The sequence below is a fragment of the Flavobacterium sp. GW823-FHT06G12 genome (assembly GCF_058794775.1).
Genome location: NZ_JBXAHE010000001.1, coordinates 1,513,133 through 1,531,888 on the forward strand (window position 1 = coordinate 1,513,133; position 18,756 = coordinate 1,531,888).

17 protein-coding genes are annotated in these 18,756 nt (G+C 32.0%); 8 read left to right on the top strand and 9 right to left on the bottom strand.

All coding sequences use genetic code 11. The annotated features are described in order from the left end of the window. Positions 1-11: 11 nt before the first annotated feature. The 7 genes from AC1Q5Z_RS06540 to menD form a co-directional block, all read right to left on the bottom strand. A complete protein-coding gene (locus AC1Q5Z_RS06540; RefSeq protein ID WP_492444089.1) occupies positions 12-1,250 on the bottom strand; it encodes a tetratricopeptide repeat protein in 1,239 nt (412 codons plus the stop codon). Positions 1,251-1,416: 166 nt separating this feature from the next. Continuing rightward, the gene (locus AC1Q5Z_RS06545) at positions 1,417-2,094 is read right to left on the bottom strand and encodes a metal-dependent hydrolase (protein ID WP_488755426.1); all 678 of its coding nucleotides are present in this window, start codon (positions 2,092-2,094) and stop codon (positions 1,417-1,419) included. Between the two features lie 28 nt (positions 2,095-2,122). Next, positions 2,123-3,085 carry a 1,4-dihydroxy-2-naphthoate octaprenyltransferase gene (menA, locus tag AC1Q5Z_RS06550; protein ID WP_286968586.1) on the bottom strand — a complete coding sequence of 321 codons (963 nt, stop codon included), beginning with the start codon at positions 3,083-3,085 and terminating at the stop codon, positions 2,123-2,125. Positions 3,086-3,170: 85 nt separating this feature from the next. Then, a complete protein-coding gene (locus tag AC1Q5Z_RS06555; RefSeq protein ID WP_492444090.1) occupies positions 3,171-4,004 on the bottom strand; it encodes a 1,4-dihydroxy-2-naphthoyl-CoA synthase in 834 nt (277 codons plus the stop codon). Positions 4,005-4,821: 817 nt separating this feature from the next. Further along, a complete protein-coding gene (locus AC1Q5Z_RS06560; protein WP_492444091.1) occupies positions 4,822-5,676 on the bottom strand; it encodes a CvfB family protein in 855 nt (284 codons plus the stop codon). A gap of 169 nt (positions 5,677-5,845) precedes the next feature. Then, positions 5,846-6,187 carry a DUF2853 family protein gene (locus AC1Q5Z_RS06565; protein ID WP_492444092.1) on the bottom strand — a complete coding sequence of 114 codons (342 nt, stop codon included), beginning with the start codon at positions 6,185-6,187 and terminating at the stop codon, positions 5,846-5,848. Positions 6,188-6,273: 86 nt separating this feature from the next. Further along, positions 6,274-7,935 carry a 2-succinyl-5-enolpyruvyl-6-hydroxy-3-cyclohexene-1-carboxylic-acid synthase gene (gene menD / locus AC1Q5Z_RS06570; RefSeq protein ID WP_343586872.1) on the bottom strand — a complete coding sequence of 554 codons (1,662 nt, stop codon included), beginning with the start codon at positions 7,933-7,935 and terminating at the stop codon, positions 6,274-6,276. Between the two features lie 179 nt (positions 7,936-8,114). On the opposite strand from menD, the gene AC1Q5Z_RS06575 reads away from it, so the two are divergent. Continuing rightward, positions 8,115-9,290, top strand: a complete 1,176-nt coding sequence (locus tag AC1Q5Z_RS06575) for a thioredoxin family protein (RefSeq protein WP_492444093.1) — start codon at positions 8,115-8,117, stop codon at positions 9,288-9,290. A 16-nt stretch (positions 9,291-9,306) separates the two neighbouring features. Then, the gene (locus AC1Q5Z_RS06580) at positions 9,307-9,804 is read left to right on the top strand and encodes a GNAT family N-acetyltransferase (RefSeq protein ID WP_198855592.1); all 498 of its coding nucleotides are present in this window, start codon (positions 9,307-9,309) and stop codon (positions 9,802-9,804) included. A gap of 122 nt (positions 9,805-9,926) precedes the next feature. Here the strand turns inward: AC1Q5Z_RS06580 and AC1Q5Z_RS06585 are convergent, their stop codons facing one another. After that, a complete protein-coding gene (locus AC1Q5Z_RS06585; RefSeq protein ID WP_488755429.1) occupies positions 9,927-10,514 on the bottom strand; it encodes a glutathione peroxidase in 588 nt (195 codons plus the stop codon). Positions 10,515-11,300: 786 nt separating this feature from the next. On the opposite strand from AC1Q5Z_RS06585, the gene AC1Q5Z_RS06590 reads away from it, so the two are divergent. From AC1Q5Z_RS06590 to AC1Q5Z_RS06605, 4 genes are all read left to right on the top strand, one after another. After that, positions 11,301-11,831 (top strand): RNA polymerase sigma factor, encoded by a 531-nt coding sequence (locus AC1Q5Z_RS06590; protein ID WP_198855590.1) that lies wholly within the window; start codon positions 11,301-11,303, stop codon positions 11,829-11,831. Further along, positions 11,831-12,619, top strand: coding sequence for an anti-sigma factor (locus AC1Q5Z_RS06595; protein WP_343586880.1), 789 nt, complete (start codon positions 11,831-11,833; stop codon positions 12,617-12,619). The genes AC1Q5Z_RS06590 and AC1Q5Z_RS06595 overlap by 1 nt, the downstream gene beginning before the upstream one ends. Positions 12,620-12,703: 84 nt before the next feature. Further along, the gene (locus tag AC1Q5Z_RS06600) at positions 12,704-13,087 is read left to right on the top strand and encodes a DoxX family protein (RefSeq protein WP_492444094.1); all 384 of its coding nucleotides are present in this window, start codon (positions 12,704-12,706) and stop codon (positions 13,085-13,087) included. An 18-nt stretch (positions 13,088-13,105) separates the two neighbouring features. Further along, positions 13,106-13,834: a DUF3667 domain-containing protein gene (locus AC1Q5Z_RS06605; RefSeq protein WP_492444095.1), complete on the top strand. Its 729-nt coding sequence runs from the start codon at positions 13,106-13,108 to the stop codon at positions 13,832-13,834. 70 nt (positions 13,835-13,904) lie between these two features. Here AC1Q5Z_RS06605 and AC1Q5Z_RS06610 read toward each other — a convergent pair whose 3' ends face one another. Next, entirely contained in the window at positions 13,905-17,120 is a 3,216-nt protein-coding gene (locus AC1Q5Z_RS06610) for a cytochrome c biogenesis protein (protein ID WP_492444096.1), read from the bottom strand. 289 nt (positions 17,121-17,409) lie between these two features. On the opposite strand from AC1Q5Z_RS06610, the gene AC1Q5Z_RS06615 reads away from it, so the two are divergent. Both AC1Q5Z_RS06615 and AC1Q5Z_RS06620 read left to right on the top strand, forming a co-directional pair. Continuing rightward, positions 17,410-18,171, top strand: a complete 762-nt coding sequence (locus AC1Q5Z_RS06615; protein ID WP_492444097.1) for a Rossmann-like and DUF2520 domain-containing protein — start codon at positions 17,410-17,412, stop codon at positions 18,169-18,171. Continuing rightward, entirely contained in the window at positions 18,155-18,682 is a 528-nt protein-coding gene (locus AC1Q5Z_RS06620; RefSeq protein WP_198855584.1) for a KdsC family phosphatase, read from the top strand. The genes AC1Q5Z_RS06615 and AC1Q5Z_RS06620 overlap by 17 nt, the downstream gene beginning before the upstream one ends. Positions 18,683-18,756: the final 74 nt, after the last annotated feature.

Genomic DNA, 18,756 nt, shown 5'->3' on the forward strand with positions numbered 1-18,756 from the left:
AACTAAATTTCTCAGTTATATAATTTTAAGATTTTCTCAAAGTCTTTTGAAGGCAGACCTGCTTTTTCAAAAGCCTGAAAATCAAGTTTTGTTTTAACAATCCAGCTTAAACTATCGGTTACGTTTTGAGTCTGATATTTTTTGTAAATTGTTTTGGCTGCACTGTAGTCATCACTTACTAAATAAGCATGTGCTAAGTTTAATTTGATTAATAATTCTGTATCATCAAGTTTCTCGCCTTCTTGCAGTACTTTTAAAGCTTTTGCATATTGTTTGGTCAAAATATAACAATAGCCTAAATAACTGTAATCTACAGCTGTTGCTTTTCCTTCGCTTACAATGGTATTCAATTTTGGAATTGCTTCGTTATATTTTTGCGTCTTTATCAAAGAAGCTACCTGAATTCTTAAATCGTTGAATACGTTTTTAGATATATCAGCATCTTGATAACAGCTGTTTCCAAAATCTTTATAGACTTTAGTTTTTTCTACAGCTAATAATTTCTGAAACTCATCATAGCGATACTGCTTCATAATTTTATTTAAAATACAAACGCAAAAATCATCTGAATTTGCCATTTTTTGTGCCATTGTAGAAGTTTTGCACAAGCTTATAATTTCGTTTTTGTTGTCTTGATTCCAACCGCGATTTAGTTTTGTGTCTACCCAAGGCACTACTTCTAAAACCACTTTCTGGCTCAACAACCAGTTTTTGCTTTCAAAGCCAAACCAAATGGTGCTAATATTTTCTTTTAAGCAAGAAGATCTGTTTACAGATAATCGTTTAGCATCTTTACTTACAGGTTCTGCTTGAGAATAACAGGCATTGTCAATTTTACCATCTGCAATATATTTTTTAGCATTTTCATTAGATGTAAAAATCGAATAGGTGCATTTATCTTCTCCAGAAATTTTTGACATTAAGAAAACCGCACCCGCAGAGCCTTGGCTTATACCTGTAGGATCTGGAATGGCTTTTAATACCGAAACCAAGCTATTGGCCATTTCTTGGTTTTTATCTAAAAGTGTGATTCTGTATACAATTTCTGTAGTTCCAACTGGTAAATCTTCTGTTGGTATAGAAATTCTATCGCGTGCAGGAACCATAATTTCTTTGGTTGTTGCACGTTCTTTGTCCCAATAACCATCTTTTTGTGCAAAAGCGTTATATGAAGTTGCGATAAATAGTAATAAAAGGATTTGTTTGAAAGTTGTATTTTGTGATGATGCTTTAATTGCCACAGATTTCACAGATTAAAATGATTTTTACTTTAAAAAACTTTAATTCAATTAACATAGATTATGCCAAATAACTTTCTTATGGAATTGAGTGCCCTAGCCCCGATAGAGGCGGTATCCTTTTTAAGGCAATTTTTCTTTGCCTTAAAAAGATATAGCCGAAAGCGGGATTAGCTTCTTATAATTCGATCGAATCTCCTATAGGTAAAAGCATTAAATCTTTTCCTTTATCGAAAAATTTGCGAATTGCTTCTTCATGATTGATTTCGATATAACCAAAAGTATCATAGTGGTATCCTAAAACTTTGTCGCATTCTACAAAATCTGAAGCAATAATAGCATCTTCAACATCCATTGTAAAGTTATTTCCGATCGGAAGAATAACTAAATCTAGTTTTGTGCGAAGTGGAATCAATTTCATATCGTAAGTCAAAGCAGTATCTCCAGCGATATAGATATTTTTATGTTCGCCTTCAATTACAAAACCTCCAGGATTCCCTCCGTAAGAACCGTCAGGAAAACTGCTTGAGTGAATTGCATTTACATATTTTACTTTTCCGAAATCAAATTTCCAGCTTCCTCCGTGATTCATTGGATGCGAATTGAATCCTTTTTTAGCATAATGGCTTGCAATTTCTGCATTAGAAACAATAACTGCATTTGTATTTTTTGCAATAGCTTCAACATCCAAAACGTGATCAGCGTGTGCATGCGTCAGTAAAATATAATCTGCTTTGATAGTGCTCAGATTGATTGTAGCAGCTTGTGGATTTCCGGTAATAAATGGATCCACAATAATGTGTTTTCCTCCTACTTCAATTCCTAATGAAGCGTGTCCGTAGTATGTAATTTTCATTTTGTCACTTTTTAAGTTAAACATTGTTTTATCTTCCTCCTAAAAAGAGGTTTACAATAATGTCTGAAATCAAAGAAATCATACATACTGTAAGTAATATAGAAAGTAAGAATGTACTTAATGCCAGTTTTTTTAATTCTGGATCTAATAATTTTGGATCTTGATTTTTGTAAACCGTGATTAAATGTTTGGTCAACGGGATATATGCCAATAAAAACAAGTATTGGTCAAAGTTATAATCGCTTAAAATAGCAAATACAACCACTAAAACCATTGCTGTAATAATCAAGAAGAAGTGGTAATTTTTAGCTTTTTGAGCTCCAATTTGCACTACAATAGTGTTTTTACCCGATTTTTTATCAGATTCCTGATCGCGCATATTGTTAAGATTTAAAACCCCAACACTCAATAATCCGATTGCAACAGCTGGAAGAATTAAAAGCGGTTCTACTTCTTTTGCATATAAAAAGTTTACGCCCAAAGTACTCACTAATCCGAAGAAAATGAAAACAAATAAATCTCCAAAACCTCTATATCCGTAGGCAGAATTACCAACTGTGTAGCGAATTGCAGAAATAATAGCTGCGATTCCTAACAATAGAAAAAAGATTGAATACCCAAAATTGTCTTTTCCGAATGCAAAATAAATCAATATAATTGCAGATAATAAAGTCAAAAACGAAGTAATAATAATGGCTTTTTTCATTGCTTGAGGTGTAATTACACCGCTCTGAATAGCACGTTGTGGCCCCACTCGATCAGCATTGTCAGTACCTTTTACTCCATCGCCATAGTCATTTGCAAAATTGGATAAAACCTGTAATCCTAGTGTTGTCAATAGAGCAAAACCAAAAACTTTCCAGCTAAATACTTCTGTTGGAGTGTTAATAGTTTCTGTTGGATTTGATAAAGCGTAAATACTTCCAACTATAATTCCGGAAACTGATAAAGGTAATGTGCGCAATCTTGCGGCTTCAATCCAATGTTTCATTATTTGTTTTGTTTTTTTAGTTTCAGGTTTCAAGTTTCAGGTTCTTAACTTGAAACCTGATGCTTGAAACTATTTTATAACTTATTTATGGTAACCACTTATTTTCGCCGAAGTTTGGTTTTCTTTTCTCTAAGAAAGCATTTCTACCTTCTTTAGCTTCTTCGGTCATGTAAGCTAAACGAGTGGCTTCTCCTGCAAAAACTTGCTGTCCAACCATTCCGTCATCTGTTAAGTTCATTGCAAATTTCAGCATTTTTATAGAAGTTGGCGATTTTTGAAGAATTTCTTGTCCCCACTCATAAGCAGTAGCTTCTAACTCATCATGCGGAATTACAGCATTTACCATTCCCATTTCAAAAGCTTCTTGAGCAGAATAATTTCTACCTAAAAAGAAAATTTCACGAGCTTTTTTCTGACCAACCATTTTAGCTAAATATGCCGATCCGTAACCGCCATCAAAACTAGTTACATCAGCATCTGTTTGTTTAAAAATAGCATGTTCTTTACTTGCTAGCGTCATATCGCAAACTACGTGCAAACTATGTCCGCCACCTACAGCCCATCCTGGAACTACTGCAATAACAACTTTAGGCATAAAACGAATTAAACGCTGCACTTCCAGAATATTCAAACGGTGCTGTCCGTCATCTCCAACATATCCTTGATGTCCGCGTGCATTCTGATCTCCACCGCTACAGAAAGAGTAAACTCCATCTTTTGTTGAAGGTCCCTCAGCAGAAAGTAAAACAACTCCTATTGAAGTATCTTCTTGTGCATCGTAAAAAGCTTGGTATAATTCTGAAGTAGTTTTTGGACGGAATGCATTTCTAACATTTGGTCTGTTAAAAGCTATTCTCGCTACTCCATTGCATTTTTTATAAGTTATATCCTCAAATTCTCTGGCTGTAATCCAATCCATTTTGATTTTTTGTTTAAAATAATTATACGGTAAAAATAAATCATTTTTACTACTTTACCTACTCAATCAGTCTTAAGTCTTTACTAAATTGACTTCTAATGTTAACAATTGGTATTTACCTACAAAAAATAACATTTTTTAACATTAGTTTAGAAAAATAATAATTAATTTTACACCCTAGAAATCAATGAGATACAAACTATTTCAAAGATTTTAGATTGATTTTCTTTCACTGATTTATTAACCTAAAAAATGATTTTTTTGAGAAAATTTAAAAAATTTGTCGCTCATTTTTTTAGGGTTTTAAGTAACAAACCTCAATTAAAAGAGCAAATGATTTATGTGTTTGTCGAAACTTCAAAAAGAAAAAAGTAACACCTAAGGTTAAATGTTAGAATTGTCTATTAATTAGTATAGAAATGATAACGAAAAGAGGAAAAAAGTACTAATTCACAACTTTCTAAAAGTTATATTATAAAACCAATGGATGAGCCGTGAAATTCTCTTTTTTGCTTTTAAGATAGGTGCATTGATTATTTAAAAGACATACCGTCAATGGGACGATTTCTAAAATTCGTAAAGCTATTGTTCTGAGATGGATTCGAATTATTTTATTTCTGTTTTTTTTTAATTACAATTTTTTTTAAAACTGAATAAAAAGCGAAAGGCTGCTTGTAATGAGCAGCCTTTTGTGTTATAATAATTTTGCTAGCGCAAAATAAATTTCAATATTTTAAACTCCAAATTCCAAAAGGCTAAAGTCAAATTATAGATTTCAATTATCTATTGGAATTTCCATATTGGAATTTCTCAATTTTTATTCTTTTACAAGATATATTCCATCTTCTTTAATTTCAATCAGTTTTTCTTTGTATAAAGATCCGATTGCTTTTTTGAATGATTTTTTACTCATTTTCAAAACAGTTTTAATATCTTCTGGATGAGAATTATCGTTTAATCTAAGAAAGCCTCTACTTGCTCTTAGTTCGCTTAATATTTTTTCGGCATTTGGTTCTATACTCTCAACACCTTGAGGCTGAAGCGCAACATCTATTTTGTTATCAGGACGAATGCTTTTAATATAGCCACGCATTCTATTTCCGGTTCTTATCGAATCATCATAAACTTCGTCTTTATACAGAAGTCCTTTGTGGCGCTCGTTAATGATAACATTGATACCCATATCGGTAATATGCGAAACGATCAAATCAACTTCTTCTCCTTTTTCTACCGTTAACTGGTCATTGTTCAAAAATTGATTGGTTTTGCTGGAAGCTACCAAACGATTAGTTTGTTTGTCCATATATAGATAAACCAAATAACGTTTTCCTTTTTCCATCGGACGCGCCTGTTCTTTAAATGGAACCAAAATATCTTTTTCCATTCCCCAATCCATAAAAGCACCAACATTATTAATGTAATTTACTCTCAAAAGAGCAAATTCATTTAATAAGATATACGGAACTAAAGTTGTTGCAACTGGTCGCTGTTCGTGATCTAAGTAAACAAAAACGATTAATTCTTCACCAATTTCAAATACTTTTGGAACATATTTATTTGGAAGTAAAACATCGTGAATTCCATCAGGATCATTTTCAGGATCACCTAAAAACAAACCTACTTTGGTATCACGTAATATAGTTAGGGTATTGTATTTTCCTATTTCTAGCATTTTAATGTATTTCTAAGCAGTACAACTGCTAAGTTTCTGAGCCGCAAAGGTACGAAGTTTGAAGCGGTACTATGAAATTAATTTAACAAAACTTATACTGTAGGTAAAAATTAAAAAATCCCTTTATAGAATTGGGTTATAAAGGGATTTTGCGATGTGCGAAATTTAATTACTTAAACACGCTTTCTTTTTTAAAGTGCAGAGTCAGCAAATAATATACTACCGCTCTATACTTGTGCTTATTTGATTTTCCATATTTTTCCATAACGGCATCAATTCCTTTATCTAGTTCTGGACCATCTTTTAAACCTAATTTCTTGATTAAAAAGCTATTTTTTACTGTATCCAACTCTGATTGTTGTGATGAAGCTACTGTAGAAGCATCGTCATTATAAATTGAAGGACCACAGGCAATTGTAACTTTCGTCAACAAATCAGAATTAGCTGTAATGCCACATTTTTCTTTTAAATCTGTTGTGTACTTTTTAATTAAATCTTCTCTCGTACTCATAACTATAAAATATTTGGTGAATATCACCAAAGTTATAGCTAAAAAAGCAATCAACAGAAATATTTAACATATATTTTCTTTCAAATTCAATATAAAAATTTAAAATACTCTTTTAAGATTTTATCATTTTCAAATGTTGGAGTAAATATTTCCAAAATGCATGGAACATCATTAGAATTATACAAAGATTCTATTCCATTTTCTAATGACTGAACATCTTGAGCCGCAAAGTAATTCAATCTGTACATTTTTGCTAGATGTTCGGCAGTCAAGCTATGTGACGTCTCAAAATAAGTATTGAAAACAGGTTTTTCCTGATGTCCAGGTAAAATCCTAAAAATTCCACCTCCTGCATTATTAATTAAAATAATTTTGAAGTTTTTCGGGATGTAAGAATTCCAGAGCGCATTGCTATCATACAAAAAGCCAATATCTCCAGTAACAAAAACAGTTTGTTTTTCGTTTCCAAGCGCAGCGCCCACTGCTGTAGATGTACTTCCGTCAATTCCACTCGTTCCTCTGTTACAGAAAACTTCAATAGAATCATCAATATCAATTAATTGCGCATAACGAATGGCAGAACTATTGCTAATTTGCAGCAAACTGTTTTTAGGTAACGATTGTATAACTTTTTCGAAAGCTTTAAAATCTGAAAACTCAATTTTACTTAAGTACTCCTTTCTTCTCTCTAATCTTGCTTTATAAACAGTATCAATGTTTTTGAAATAATTGCTCTTTACAAATACTGTTTTTGAAAATAGATCTTTAAAGAAATCATTTGGTTGCATTTCAAAATGTTCTGTCAAAGCGCCAAATGTATCATAAGCACGTAAAGTATCAATATGCCAATGATGTTTTGGTTTATATTTTCTTAAAAAACCTTTAATTCTTTTTGAGACAACCATTCCACCAAAAGTCACTAAAACTTCTGGATTAAATTGTTTAAAATCAAAATCATCAAAAGGTGTAATTAAAGTATCTATTGAATTGATAAAACTCTCATGATGAAGATTTGAAGTAGTTTCTGTAAGTACAACAACTGAAGGATCTGAAGCTAGATTTTCGATAATTTCTTGATCTATGCTATTGGCTTCATTTACTCCAACTAAAACTAATTTTCGCTTTGTATTATTCCAAACTGAAACAAACTCGTTGCTGTTTTCTATAATTTTTGAAAAATTTTCAAACTCAAGATTTGTGATTTTTGGCTTTACAGAAAGCTCTTCTGTAGTTTCATATAAAGGCTCTTCAAAAGGCGCATTGATATGAACTGGGCCTTTTTTAAGAATAGCTGTTTCAATAGCTAGATTGATCTTTAAATCATTTTCTTCTGATGCTTCTTCTGTTAAATTGGCATTGAAAACAGAATGATTGGCAAAAACATTTTCCTGACGAATGGTTTGTCCATCTCCGATATCAATTTTGCTCTGCGGACGATCAGCAGAAATAACAATCAAGGGAATCTGACTGTAAAATGCTTCTGCAATAGCCGGATAATAATTTAATAAAGCTGATCCTGAAGTACAGACAACTGCTGTTGGCTGTTTGGTTTGCTGGGCAATTCCTAATGCAAAAAAAGCAGCACATCGCTCGTCTGCAATACTGTAACAGGTAAAATTTGGATTTTGAGCAAAACCAATAGTTAACGGTGCGTTTCTAGATCCTGGAGAAATTATAATATTAACAATGCCTTTGGCAGATAAAATTTCGATAATGCTTTGTGCTAGCGCTATTTTGGGGTAAATCATTCCGGTCGTGTATTACTATTTTTTTAAAGAAAAATCCTGATATAATTTTTCTTCATCTTGCTTACAAAGTTACAAACTTCGCACTTGATTTATATTATAATTAGGAATATATTAAGGCTGTTTCTCAAAAAAGGGAATATATTTGTAAAATCGAATAATTAATAAAAGCCAGACTTAATATGCGTTTCTTATTTATACTATTTTTATCTATTACTTTTCAAACCATTACTTCTCAGAATCAATTTGTTCCTGTTGATGTTCCATATAAAACGGCCTTAGAAAGTGCTAAAAAAGAAGGAAAACCTCTTTTTGTAATGCTTTATGCCGATTGGTGCCCACATTGCAATTTAATGAAAACAGAAGTTTTGAGTGATCCTGCTGTAATAGATTTTTTGAATAAGAATTTTGTCTGCACTTACAAAAACATTGAAAAAGAAGAAGGAATTGCTTTAAAAGAGAAATTCAACACCAAATCGCTTCCTACGTTTTTATTTATCGATAGTAACGAAACTTTAATTTATGCTTTAAAGGGCGAATTAAAGAAACCAGAATTTCTTAACGAGCTTAATAATGCTTTAAATCCCAAGATGCAATTGCCTCATTTAGAAAAACAATTTCTTGCCGATCCTAGCAATTCAGATAAGTTCTTTTATTATTTAAATACTTTGAGAAAAGGAAAAGATAGAACGGAGTTGTCAACACCAACGCATATTTATTTGAACACACAATCTGATAAACAATTAGTTAGTGAGTTAAACTGGCGTGTTATTGCAAATGGTGTTACTGATATTAAATCTCGAGAATTTCAATATGTTTTAAATCATCAGAAAGATTTTGCCGCGGTAGCTTCTCAAAGTCGTGTTGATCGTAAAATTGAAAGTATTGTAAATGAATTACTTCGGCCTTTGGTTGACAATTTAGATACTGTAAACTACTATAAACAAAGAGAAGTTGCAAAATCAATTCGATTGCAAAAGACAGATTCTTTAGTTTTTAAATATGATTTGACACTGGCAGAAAGAACCGAGAAATGGGATTTTTATAAAAAAGTAACTCTTGAAGATACTCAGAAATTGGTTTGGAATGATGCTAGTTTCTTAAAAGACATCGGAAACACTTATTTTAAGCATATTAAAGACGCAGAAAGTTTAAAAAAAGCTATCTCTTGGGTAGATCGTTCTCTAGAATTAAATGATTCTTATGACGGAAATTTACTTGAGGCCAAACTTTACAATAAATTAAAAAACAAGAAAAAAGCTTTAGAATACGCCAAAAATGCCAAAGCTATAGCCAAAGAAATGGACTGGAATTCAAAAGAAGTAGACGTCTTGTTAGTTGAACTCAACACCAAATAAACTATAATAATTACCAATGAGCATTATATTAAGACCTGCAACACCAAACGATTTACAAAAGATTTTAGAAATTGTAAACCATTCTATTTTGCATACAACTGCTAATTACAGTTACGAAATTCAAACTTTAGAAGTTCAAACCAAATGGTTTGAAGATAAAACAGCTAAGAACCTTCCTGTAATTGTAGCCGATCTAGATGGCGAAGTGGTTGGTTTTGGAAGTTACGGACAGTTTAGAGAAAAAATTGGCTATCAATATACTATTGAGCATTCTGTATATGTTGTTGATAACATTATAGGAAAAGGAATTGGCTCAAAACTTTTGACAGAATTAATTCGTTTAGCAAAAGAACAAGGTTATCATGTTATGATTGGTGCAATTGATGCCGATAATGCAGGAAGTATTGCTTTTCATGAAAAATTCGGATTTGTTGCTACAGGCACAATTCGTGAAGTTGGATACAAATTTGATCACTGGCTCGATTTGGTTTTTATGCAACTTATTTTAGTTTAACCGCAAAGGACGCGATGAATTACGCAAAGTTCGCAAAGTATTTATAACTCTGTACCTTTGAAACTTTAGAACAAAAAAAAGCCCAAATTTGCATCTTCAAATTTGGGCTTTTTTAATGTTTTTTAGCTTTTAATCCAATTAATTACTTCTGGTTCCGTAACTAAAGTTTTTGGTTTAATTACTTTAACCAATTCACCTTTTTCATTGATTAAGTATTTTTGAAAATTCCACTCTACTTCAGAATCTTGCAAGCCATTTCTAGATTTTTCGGTCAAGAACTTATATACTTCGCACATATCACTTCCTTTTACTGAAACCTTGCTCATCATCGGAAAAGAAACTCCGTAATTCTGTTGGCAGAACGTTTCAATTTCTTTATTTGTTCCTGGTTCTTGTGATGCAAAGTTGTTTGCTGGAAAACCAACAATTACAAAACCTTTATCTTTATATTCTTTATAAACCGCTTCTAAATCTTTATACTGAGGTGTTAAACCGCATTTTGAAGCAGTGTTGACAATCATGATTTTTTTGCCTTTTAAAGAAGCAAAGTCAAAAGTGTCTCCTGATAAATCTTCAACCTTAAATTGATAAATTGTTTCTTTTGCCATGGTTTTATCTTTTTTAGATAATTTGTTTGTACTGGTTTGAGCATTTAATCCTGTCGCAGACAAAACTGTAGCTCCAAATAGTATAAATAGTATTTTTTTCATCGTATAATTTTTTATAAAATTAGCTAAAATCCATTTTACAAAAACTATTTTAAGGCTTTAATTTTTGCCAATCAAAAGTTAAATAAAAAATGAAGCCTAACGTTAATCAGACGTTAGGCTTCCCCCCATACAAACAAATCAAACCATGAATTAATTATTATGCAATCTTTTATAAATTATAGTTGATGACTCGGTTGTGTTCGAAAATTTCTTTCCCCCCAATATGTCAAATGGCTTTCAAAAAATCTTTAACTGGCTTGTATTGATGTAAATTTAAATCCTAAAATATCCGAAAGACATATTAAAAAAATCTTCGGTCTGGAAGTCCGAGTGCATCAACTATTCAATATCTTTTGTTTTCTCTTTATTATCTCAGCATTTGCCCAGCATTATTACTGTTATTTGGCAAAATGTCTTTTAAAAAATCCTTTTCAGTAAAAACGATCAATGTCAAAACTGTTGTTAATCCAACTATTAATATTTTCATTATTATTTTGCTATCCATATTCTCTATAATAATTTTATAACAACAGCTTTCTAGATTTTCTAATTTACTTTTGGCTTTCTATAAGATCATTCTGACCTTATAAAATACATTTACGTAATAGGATTGTTTTTGGTTTTAAAAAAAGTGAAAAAAAATGCACTTTTTTTTAAAACCCTTTATTTTCTTAGGGTTTTGGCTATTAAAAAAAATAAAAAATATCAGAAAAAAATAAATTATCTTTATAACAGTTAGCGAATAACATCTTAACTTTTAATGTTTAAACTTAAAAATCCAAATCTATGAGTCAAGAAGAACTGCTAGTTTTAATTTACAAAAAAGACGAAAAAGCTTTTACGCATTTGTACGACATGTACTCAAAAAGTCTGTTTTCTGTCATTCATGTGTTAATCAAAAATCGAGAAGAAGCAGAAGACGTGCTTCAAGATGTTTTTGTCAAAATCTGGAAAAACATCGACACCTACAATGAAGGCAAAGGCCGATTTTATACTTGGATCTTAAATATAGCCAGGAATACCTCGATAGATAAGCTTCGTTCTAAAGACTACAACAACAGCCAAAAAAACCTTTCATCAGATAATTTCGTAAATCTCTTAGACGAGAGCAATAAATTGAGTCATAAACTTGATGCAATTGGAATTCAGGAATTTGTAAAAAAACTAAAACCAAAATGTATCGAAATAATTAATTTATTGTTCTTTAAAGGATATACCCAGCAAGAAGCTTCAGAAGAATTGGCACTGCCACTGGGAACTATCAAAACACAAAACAGAAACTGTATTAACGATTTACGTAATTATTTGAAGATATAATGGAAGCACAAGAATATATAGAATCAGGAATTTTAGAGCTGTATGTTTACGGTCTATTAAGTGAAAAAGAAAATCTCGAAATTGCCGAAATGGCAAAAAAGAACCCAGAAATGGATCAGGAAATTATCTCGATAGAAAAGGCTGTCATTGCGCTTTCTTCTAGCTTCTCTCCTTTCCATTCTGTAGAGAATTTCGAAAAAATTAAAGCTCGTCTGGAACTTAAACACGGAAAAGTAGTTGACATGAAACCAGCATCAAACTGGTCGCAATATGTAGGCTGGGCTGCGGCAGTGTTATTGCTTTTAGGTTTAGGATATCAGACTTTAGAATTGACAAAAACAAAAGAAGCGATTTCTACTGTTGGAAATGAAAAGAACAAAATTCAGCGTGAATATGCCTTTTTAGATCAACAGAATAAGCAAACCGAGAAAAACTTGAGTATTGTTAGAGATATTAAAAATACTGGTGTAACTCTTGGCGGTCAGGCTGTTTCGCCAACTTCTTTTGCAAAAGTATATTGGAATAAGCAGACTAAAACCACTTATATTGATGCGGCAGGTTTACCATCTCCTCCAAAAGGAATGGTTTATCAGGTTTGGTCTTTAAAGTTAAGTCCTGTTCTTACGCCAACAAGCATTGGTTTATTGGATAATTTTGAAGGAAATTCTCAGAAAATTTTCGCTGTAAATCAAACCGATTCTGCAGAAGCATTTGGAATTACTTTAGAGCCAGCCGGCGGAAGCCCAACTCCAACAATGACACAACTTTATACTTTAGGAAAAGTTTAAAATTAATCTTTTATAAAAAGCTAAAACGCATATTCAGAGTAATATGCGTTTTTTTATTATTTTTAATTCACCAAAAACCAATTTATGAATGCAAACTTACTCTTGAGAATCGCAATGGCGATTATTCTCCTCACCCATTCTGTTTCGGGAATGTTTAATAATGGCATTAATGATTTTGGAAATCTTTTTCTCAATCAAATTGGATTTGCTCCTTATGGTGTGTTTCTTGCTTGGAGCATTAAATTGTCACATGTAGTTGCAGCCATTCTTTTATTGGTTAATAAATACATTAAACTTGCTGGTTTTGTAACCATTTTTGTCCTCATAATGGGAATTGTTTTAGTGCATTTTAAAGAAGGCTGGTTTGTTGTAGGCGCCGGAAGAAATGGTGTTGAATATAATTTTCTACTGATAATAGTATTATTGGCTATTATGTATCCTAATGGCGTCAAAAAAAATAATTTATAAAATAAATACCGAGCTCTAATGGAAATCATTTGCAAAAATTGTCATCAGATTTTTAAAGGTCATTATTGCAACAACTGCGGTCAGGCTGCAGAAACGCACAAAATTAATGCTCATTTTTTATGGCATGATATTCAGCATGGTTTATTGCATTTTGATAAAGGTATTTTGTATTCTTTGAAACAATTATTTACCAGACCTGGGCATTCTATCCGAGAATTTATTGAAGGAAAAAGAGTTCATCATTTTAAGCCTTTATCTTTGGTTGTGGTCCTTGCAACGCTTTATGGTCTTTTATATCATTACTTTCACATTAATACTTTTGAAGCGGCAAAGACTTCAAATATCGATTCTGATTATATAAACGAATGGTTTGCCACGCATTTTTCTTGGGTTACAGTAGGCTCAATTCCTATTTATACTATTGGCACTTATCTTGTTTTTAGAAAACAGGGGTATAATTTTGTTGAACTTTTTGTACTCAATACTTTTAAGGCGGCTCAAAGAATATCTGTACAATTAGTAACAATGCCAGTATTGATTTTTCTAAATCATACTTCACATATAGCACAGTACAACAATGTAATGTATGTTATTGGCATTATTTTAATCTTTTGGACAAATATGCAGTTTTTTAATAAAATGTCTAAAATCAAAGCATTTTTCTTAACGCTGTTGAGTCATCTTATTTTTCTAATTTGCTTTTTTCTAATAACTGCTATTGTACTTCTCCTCTTTGGCAAACTTTAAAATTTGATATAAAAAAAGGTTCAACATCATGTTGAACCTTTTTTATGAATTAATAATTATTGTAAATTATTTATTTCTTAACTTTTTTAGTTTTATAGTATTTACGGTACTTTGGATAGGTTACCGCTCCAATTATAGAAATTGTAATCAAGCAGTAATAAATCCAGTTTAATGAATGTGCTTCACCACTTGCATAAGAGTGTAAACCTACTAAGTGGAAATTTACTCCATAGTACGTAAACAAGATCGAAACAAAAGCATACATACTCATTAAGTTAAAGAACCATTTTCCTCTTAAAGCTGGAACAAAACGAGCGTGAATTACAAACGCATAAACCATAATCGAGATTAAAGCCCAAGTTTCTTTTGGATCCCATCCCCAGTAACGTCCCCAGCTTTCATTGGCCCATTGTCCGCCTAAGAAGTTTCCAATAGTCAACATGATAAGACCAATAGTCAGAGCCATTTCGTTAATGTAACTTACTTCTTTAATATGTAAATCCATTTTAGCTTTATTTTTATCATTCGTAAAGAAAATCAATAATAAAGCAACAAAACCTAAAATCATTCCTAACGCAGTCGGACCATAACTAGCTACGATAACTGCTACGTGAATCATTAACCAATATGAATTAAGAACTGGCTGTAAGTTTGCTATTTCTGGATCGATCCAGTTCATGTATGCCGCCATTAAGATCATAGCTGTAACAAATGCAGATGAAGCGACTGTAAGTTTCGATTTTCTATCAAAAGCCAATCCGAAGAACATCGTAGACCAAGCTACATACACAATAGATTCGTACGCGTTACTCCAAGGTGCGTGACCCGAAATATACCAACGCGCAATTAATCCAACGGTATGAAGCGCAAACAATAATCCAATAATGATATGAAAACCGTTTACGGTAAATCTTAACCATTTCTTCTCAAAAAAAATATTAAGAATCGTAAACATCAACATCAAGATAGATGCTGTAATGTACCAATATGGTAATACTTTGAAAACATCGTATTTGTTGTAAGCAATCTCGGCATCAATTTTATCTTCGCTTGGTCTCACTTTTGCTCCAAATTTCTTTTGGAAACCATTAATACTTTCAACCAAGTTATCGGCTGTGTCAAAGTTTTTCTGAATAGAACCGTTATTTAAGGCGCTAAAGTATAATGGCAGAATTTGTTTTACGTAAGTAGAATCCATTCCTTTAAAACCAGCACTTTCACGCTCTAAATAAGAAACCCATTTATGATTTGGATCATTTGGAACTGGGAAGATTTTCAAAATACTTCCACTCAATGCCGATTCCATCAAGTTTACCTTTTTATCGGTTTCAACAAAATCTTTCTCAAAATTATTTGGATTCGCGGCTTTGTAAGCTGCATCTAAATATGGAGATAATTTGTAGTTTCCTTGTTCGTCAAAGAATTTTACAAAAGGAGCGTATTGATCTTTAGAATCAATTCCGATAATCTTACGGATACTATCATTTCCTGATTTAATATATATTAATGGAATCTGAATCCAAACTTGTGCGTATTGTGTCATAGACAAGAATACCTGATCTGAATTCATTCCGTTATATGTATCACTATGACTTACTTTTCTAAGCAATTCAGATGAAAACGTATTAATTGGCTTCATTCTACCTCCAGCATCCTGAATAATCAAACGTCCAAATTTTGCTGCATGAGATTCTGGTGCTTTGTATATACTTAATAACGAATCTAACTGTTTTTTGCTTGGTGGTGCTGTTACGTGATTCGCATGATCATTTGGATCTGCAGAATGCGCGTGATCGTGATCATGAGAATGAACATGTGGACTCTGCTGCGCAAAACCAGTTAAACTAATCATCAGAATCAGAATCGTAATCAATTTTTCTTTTTTCTTTTGAATAGCTTCAAGTTTACGTTTCAAATCACCAAAACGAGAATGCTTAGTAAACATAATTGCCATTAAACCAATGTATAAAAGGAAATATCCGAAATAAGTAATGTTTGTTCCCCAGAAATCGTGATTTACAGATAAAACAGTTCCTTTTTCGTCTGGATCAAATGAAGACTGGAAGAAACGGAATCCTTTGTAATCTAAAACGTGGTTCATAAAAATATCTGCATCAAAAGTTTCTGTAGAGTCCTGAACAGTTACTTTACTTTTAAAAGCAGAATAACTTTTTTCTGTTCCTGGATATTTGTCAGCAATAAAATCGTTCAAACGAACTTTAAATGGTAAAATGTAAGCTTTACTTCCGTAGAATAAAGAATATTCTATATTACCAATTTTAATTGTTTTAGCTTCTCCAACCTGACCTTTAGAACCAAAAACCATTACTTCTTTTTCTTGGCCTTCAGCCTTTACTTTAACCACTAAAGCGTCAGTATGAGATTTTGCTTTAAAATCATTATTTGATTCGTACTCTACTTTTCCTTTCATTGGAGGCTCTGGAAATACAATTCTAATATCTCCAATGCTATATAAAGAACGCATCATTAAACGCTGTACATTGTCTTTTGTAACTTTTCCTTTAAATTGATCTGCCATTCGCATAAATTCACCTTCAAATGGAGTTTGGATGGTGTACTCTTTTCCGGTTGTATTAATGTTAATAGCACCGTCTGTCTGTTTATTTAAAGCAAATAAAACATTATGAATATTCTGAACTTCACCTTCTTTCAAGTAGTGTTCTTCTCTTCCACCCGCTCCAGCTTCGACTAATTTAAGATATAAAGTTCCGCTTGGATCCGGTTTTACCACTTCTTTAGCTCCCATGATATAGTTTGAATAAGTAACTTCAAAAGGAGTTTCATCAAATTTTCCTGAAATAGTAAAATCGTTGTTAGTAGCAGGAGATAACAAAAGATTTTTTTCAAAAACTCTTCTTTTCATTTCTCCTTTATATTCACCGTCTGCAAAAATGGTTAAAAAGGTTTTGTCTGAATAAACTTGGTTTTCTGCCGCGCCTTCGCGAATTGGCATCATTCCTTCGTAACTGATATATCTAGTAATAAAAGCTCCTAAAATGATAAAAACAAAAGCAAGGTGCAACAAAAGTGTTGCCCATTTTTCTTTTTTATGCAATTGGTATTTTTTGATATTTCCGAAGAAATTGATCATAAAGATGGCCATAATCGCTTCAAACCACCAAGTATTGTAAATTAGTATTCTGGCTGTATCGGTATTGTATTTACTTTCGATAAAAGTTCCAACACCCATTGCAATTGCGAATGTTAAAAAAAGAACGGCCATTAAACGTGTAGAAAACAAAAAAGAGAATATTTTTTTATCCATTTCTTAGGGATTACATTGTATAAAAGTGCGACAAAAGTACTTAAAAATGTTGATTAGCAGGCTTTGGCTTTTGTTAATAAAAACCAAAAATAAAGACTATTTTTCAAACAAATTGATAATATATAAAGTTTAAACTTACAAAACAAAGATGTTATTTTTAAATAATGCCTTTTTTATAGAAAGTGTTAGGATTCTAACAAAAAATAGAGAACAATAAAAACTTCAAAAAAGCATTTATGTATACTCAATACACAACAGCATTAAAAAAAATAATACTAATTTTGCTTTCATGATTCAGATAACAATAATAGGTTCGGGCAATGTCGCACAGCATTTGATAAAAGCTTTTTCTGGCAGCAAAATTGTTGAAATAAAACAGGTTTTTTCTCGTAAGAAAGAAGCCGTACTCCATTTGATTGATTCTGAAAAGATTGTGACAGATTTTAAAGCTTTAGAACCTGCTGACTTACATATTGTTTCAGTTTCTGACAATGCGATTACAGAAGTTTCAAATGAACTTCCTTTTAACAATCAATTAGTTGTTCATACTTCTGGAACATCCTCAATAGAACTATTAAATCCGAAAAATCGTCGTGGTGTTTTTTATCCGTTGCAGACATTTTCTAAGAACAAAACATTAGATTATTCTGTTGTTCCTTTTTGTTTGGAAGCTGAAAATACAGCCGATTTTAAACTATTGGAAACCATTGCAAAAAGCGTTTCTACTGAAGTTTATTCTATTAGTTCAGAACAACGTAAAGCGCTTCATGTTGCTGCCGTTTTTGTTAGCAATTTCACGAATCATTTATACCAAATAGGACATGAAATTTGTGAAGAAAACCAAGTTCCTTTTGCTGTTTTAAAACCTTTAATTCAGGAAACAGCAGACAAAATCAATACATTAGATCCTATTGATGCGCAAACCGGACCGGCAATACGGCATGATTCTATTACAATTGATGCGCACATGGCTTTTTTACAAGACGAAAACAAAAAAAATATCTATAAAATCCTAACACAATCTATACAGCATAATGGGAAAAAGTTATAAAGAAATAATGAATGACATCACAACGTTTGTTTTTGATGTAGACGGCGTACTTACAGATGGTTCTGTTTTTGTAACCAATGAAGGCGAAATGTTAAGAACAATGAATATTCGTGATGGCTACGCAATGAAAGCTGCAATTGAAAGCGGTTATCATGTTTGCATTATTTCTGGAGGAAGCAATGAAGGCGTTCGTATTCGTCTTCGTAATTTGGGTATAAATGACATTCATTTAGGAACTCCTGATAAAGTAAAAACTTTCACGGCTTATTGTGAGTCAAACAATATCAAACCTGAAAATGTACTGTATATGGGAGACGATATTCCAGATTTTCATGTAATGAAATTAGTAGGACTTCCAACTTGTCCGCAAGATGCAAGCCCAGAAATTAAAAATATCTGCCGCTATATTTCGCACGTAAAAGGCGGACGCGGTTCTGCAAGAGATGTTATCGAACAAGTAATGAAAGTACAAGGAAAATGGATGGAGTACTTTAACGGAAAACACGATTAATCTAATTGTGAATTGTTAATTATAAATTGTTAATTGAAAAAACTTAGCATCTTAGCCCCTCAGAACCTAAAAAA

Coding starts and splice junctions, on each gene's coding strand:
- AC1Q5Z_RS06620 (WP_198855584.1), top strand. CDS start 18,155: ATGGGAAAAAGTTATAAAGAAATAATGAATGACATCACAACGTTTGTT.
- AC1Q5Z_RS06545 (WP_488755426.1), bottom strand. CDS start 2,094: ATGAAAATTACATACTACGGACACGCTTCATTAGGAATTGAAGTAGGA.
- AC1Q5Z_RS06590 (WP_198855590.1), top strand. CDS start 11,301: ATGAGTCAAGAAGAACTGCTAGTTTTAATTTACAAAAAAGACGAAAAA.
- AC1Q5Z_RS06595 (WP_343586880.1), top strand. CDS start 11,831: ATGGAAGCACAAGAATATATAGAATCAGGAATTTTAGAGCTGTATGTT.
- menD (WP_343586872.1), bottom strand. CDS start 7,935: ATGATTTACCCCAAAATAGCGCTAGCACAAAGCATTATCGAAATTTTA.
- menA (WP_286968586.1), bottom strand. CDS start 3,085: ATGAAACATTGGATTGAAGCCGCAAGATTGCGCACATTACCTTTATCA.
- AC1Q5Z_RS06610 (WP_492444096.1), bottom strand. CDS start 17,120: ATGGATAAAAAAATATTCTCTTTTTTGTTTTCTACACGTTTAATGGCC.
- AC1Q5Z_RS06585 (WP_488755429.1), bottom strand. CDS start 10,514: ATGAAAAAAATACTATTTATACTATTTGGAGCTACAGTTTTGTCTGCG.
- AC1Q5Z_RS06605 (WP_492444095.1), top strand. CDS start 13,106: ATGGAAATCATTTGCAAAAATTGTCATCAGATTTTTAAAGGTCATTAT.
- AC1Q5Z_RS06555 (WP_492444090.1), bottom strand. CDS start 4,004: ATGGATTGGATTACAGCCAGAGAATTTGAGGATATAACTTATAAAAAA.
- AC1Q5Z_RS06600 (WP_492444094.1), top strand. CDS start 12,704: ATGAATGCAAACTTACTCTTGAGAATCGCAATGGCGATTATTCTCCTC.
- AC1Q5Z_RS06560 (WP_492444091.1), bottom strand. CDS start 5,676: ATGCTAGAAATAGGAAAATACAATACCCTAACTATATTACGTGATACC.
- AC1Q5Z_RS06575 (WP_492444093.1), top strand. CDS start 8,115: ATGCGTTTCTTATTTATACTATTTTTATCTATTACTTTTCAAACCATT.
- AC1Q5Z_RS06580 (WP_198855592.1), top strand. CDS start 9,307: ATGAGCATTATATTAAGACCTGCAACACCAAACGATTTACAAAAGATT.
- AC1Q5Z_RS06615 (WP_492444097.1), top strand. CDS start 17,410: ATGATTCAGATAACAATAATAGGTTCGGGCAATGTCGCACAGCATTTG.
- AC1Q5Z_RS06565 (WP_492444092.1), bottom strand. CDS start 6,187: ATGAGTACGAGAGAAGATTTAATTAAAAAGTACACAACAGATTTAAAA.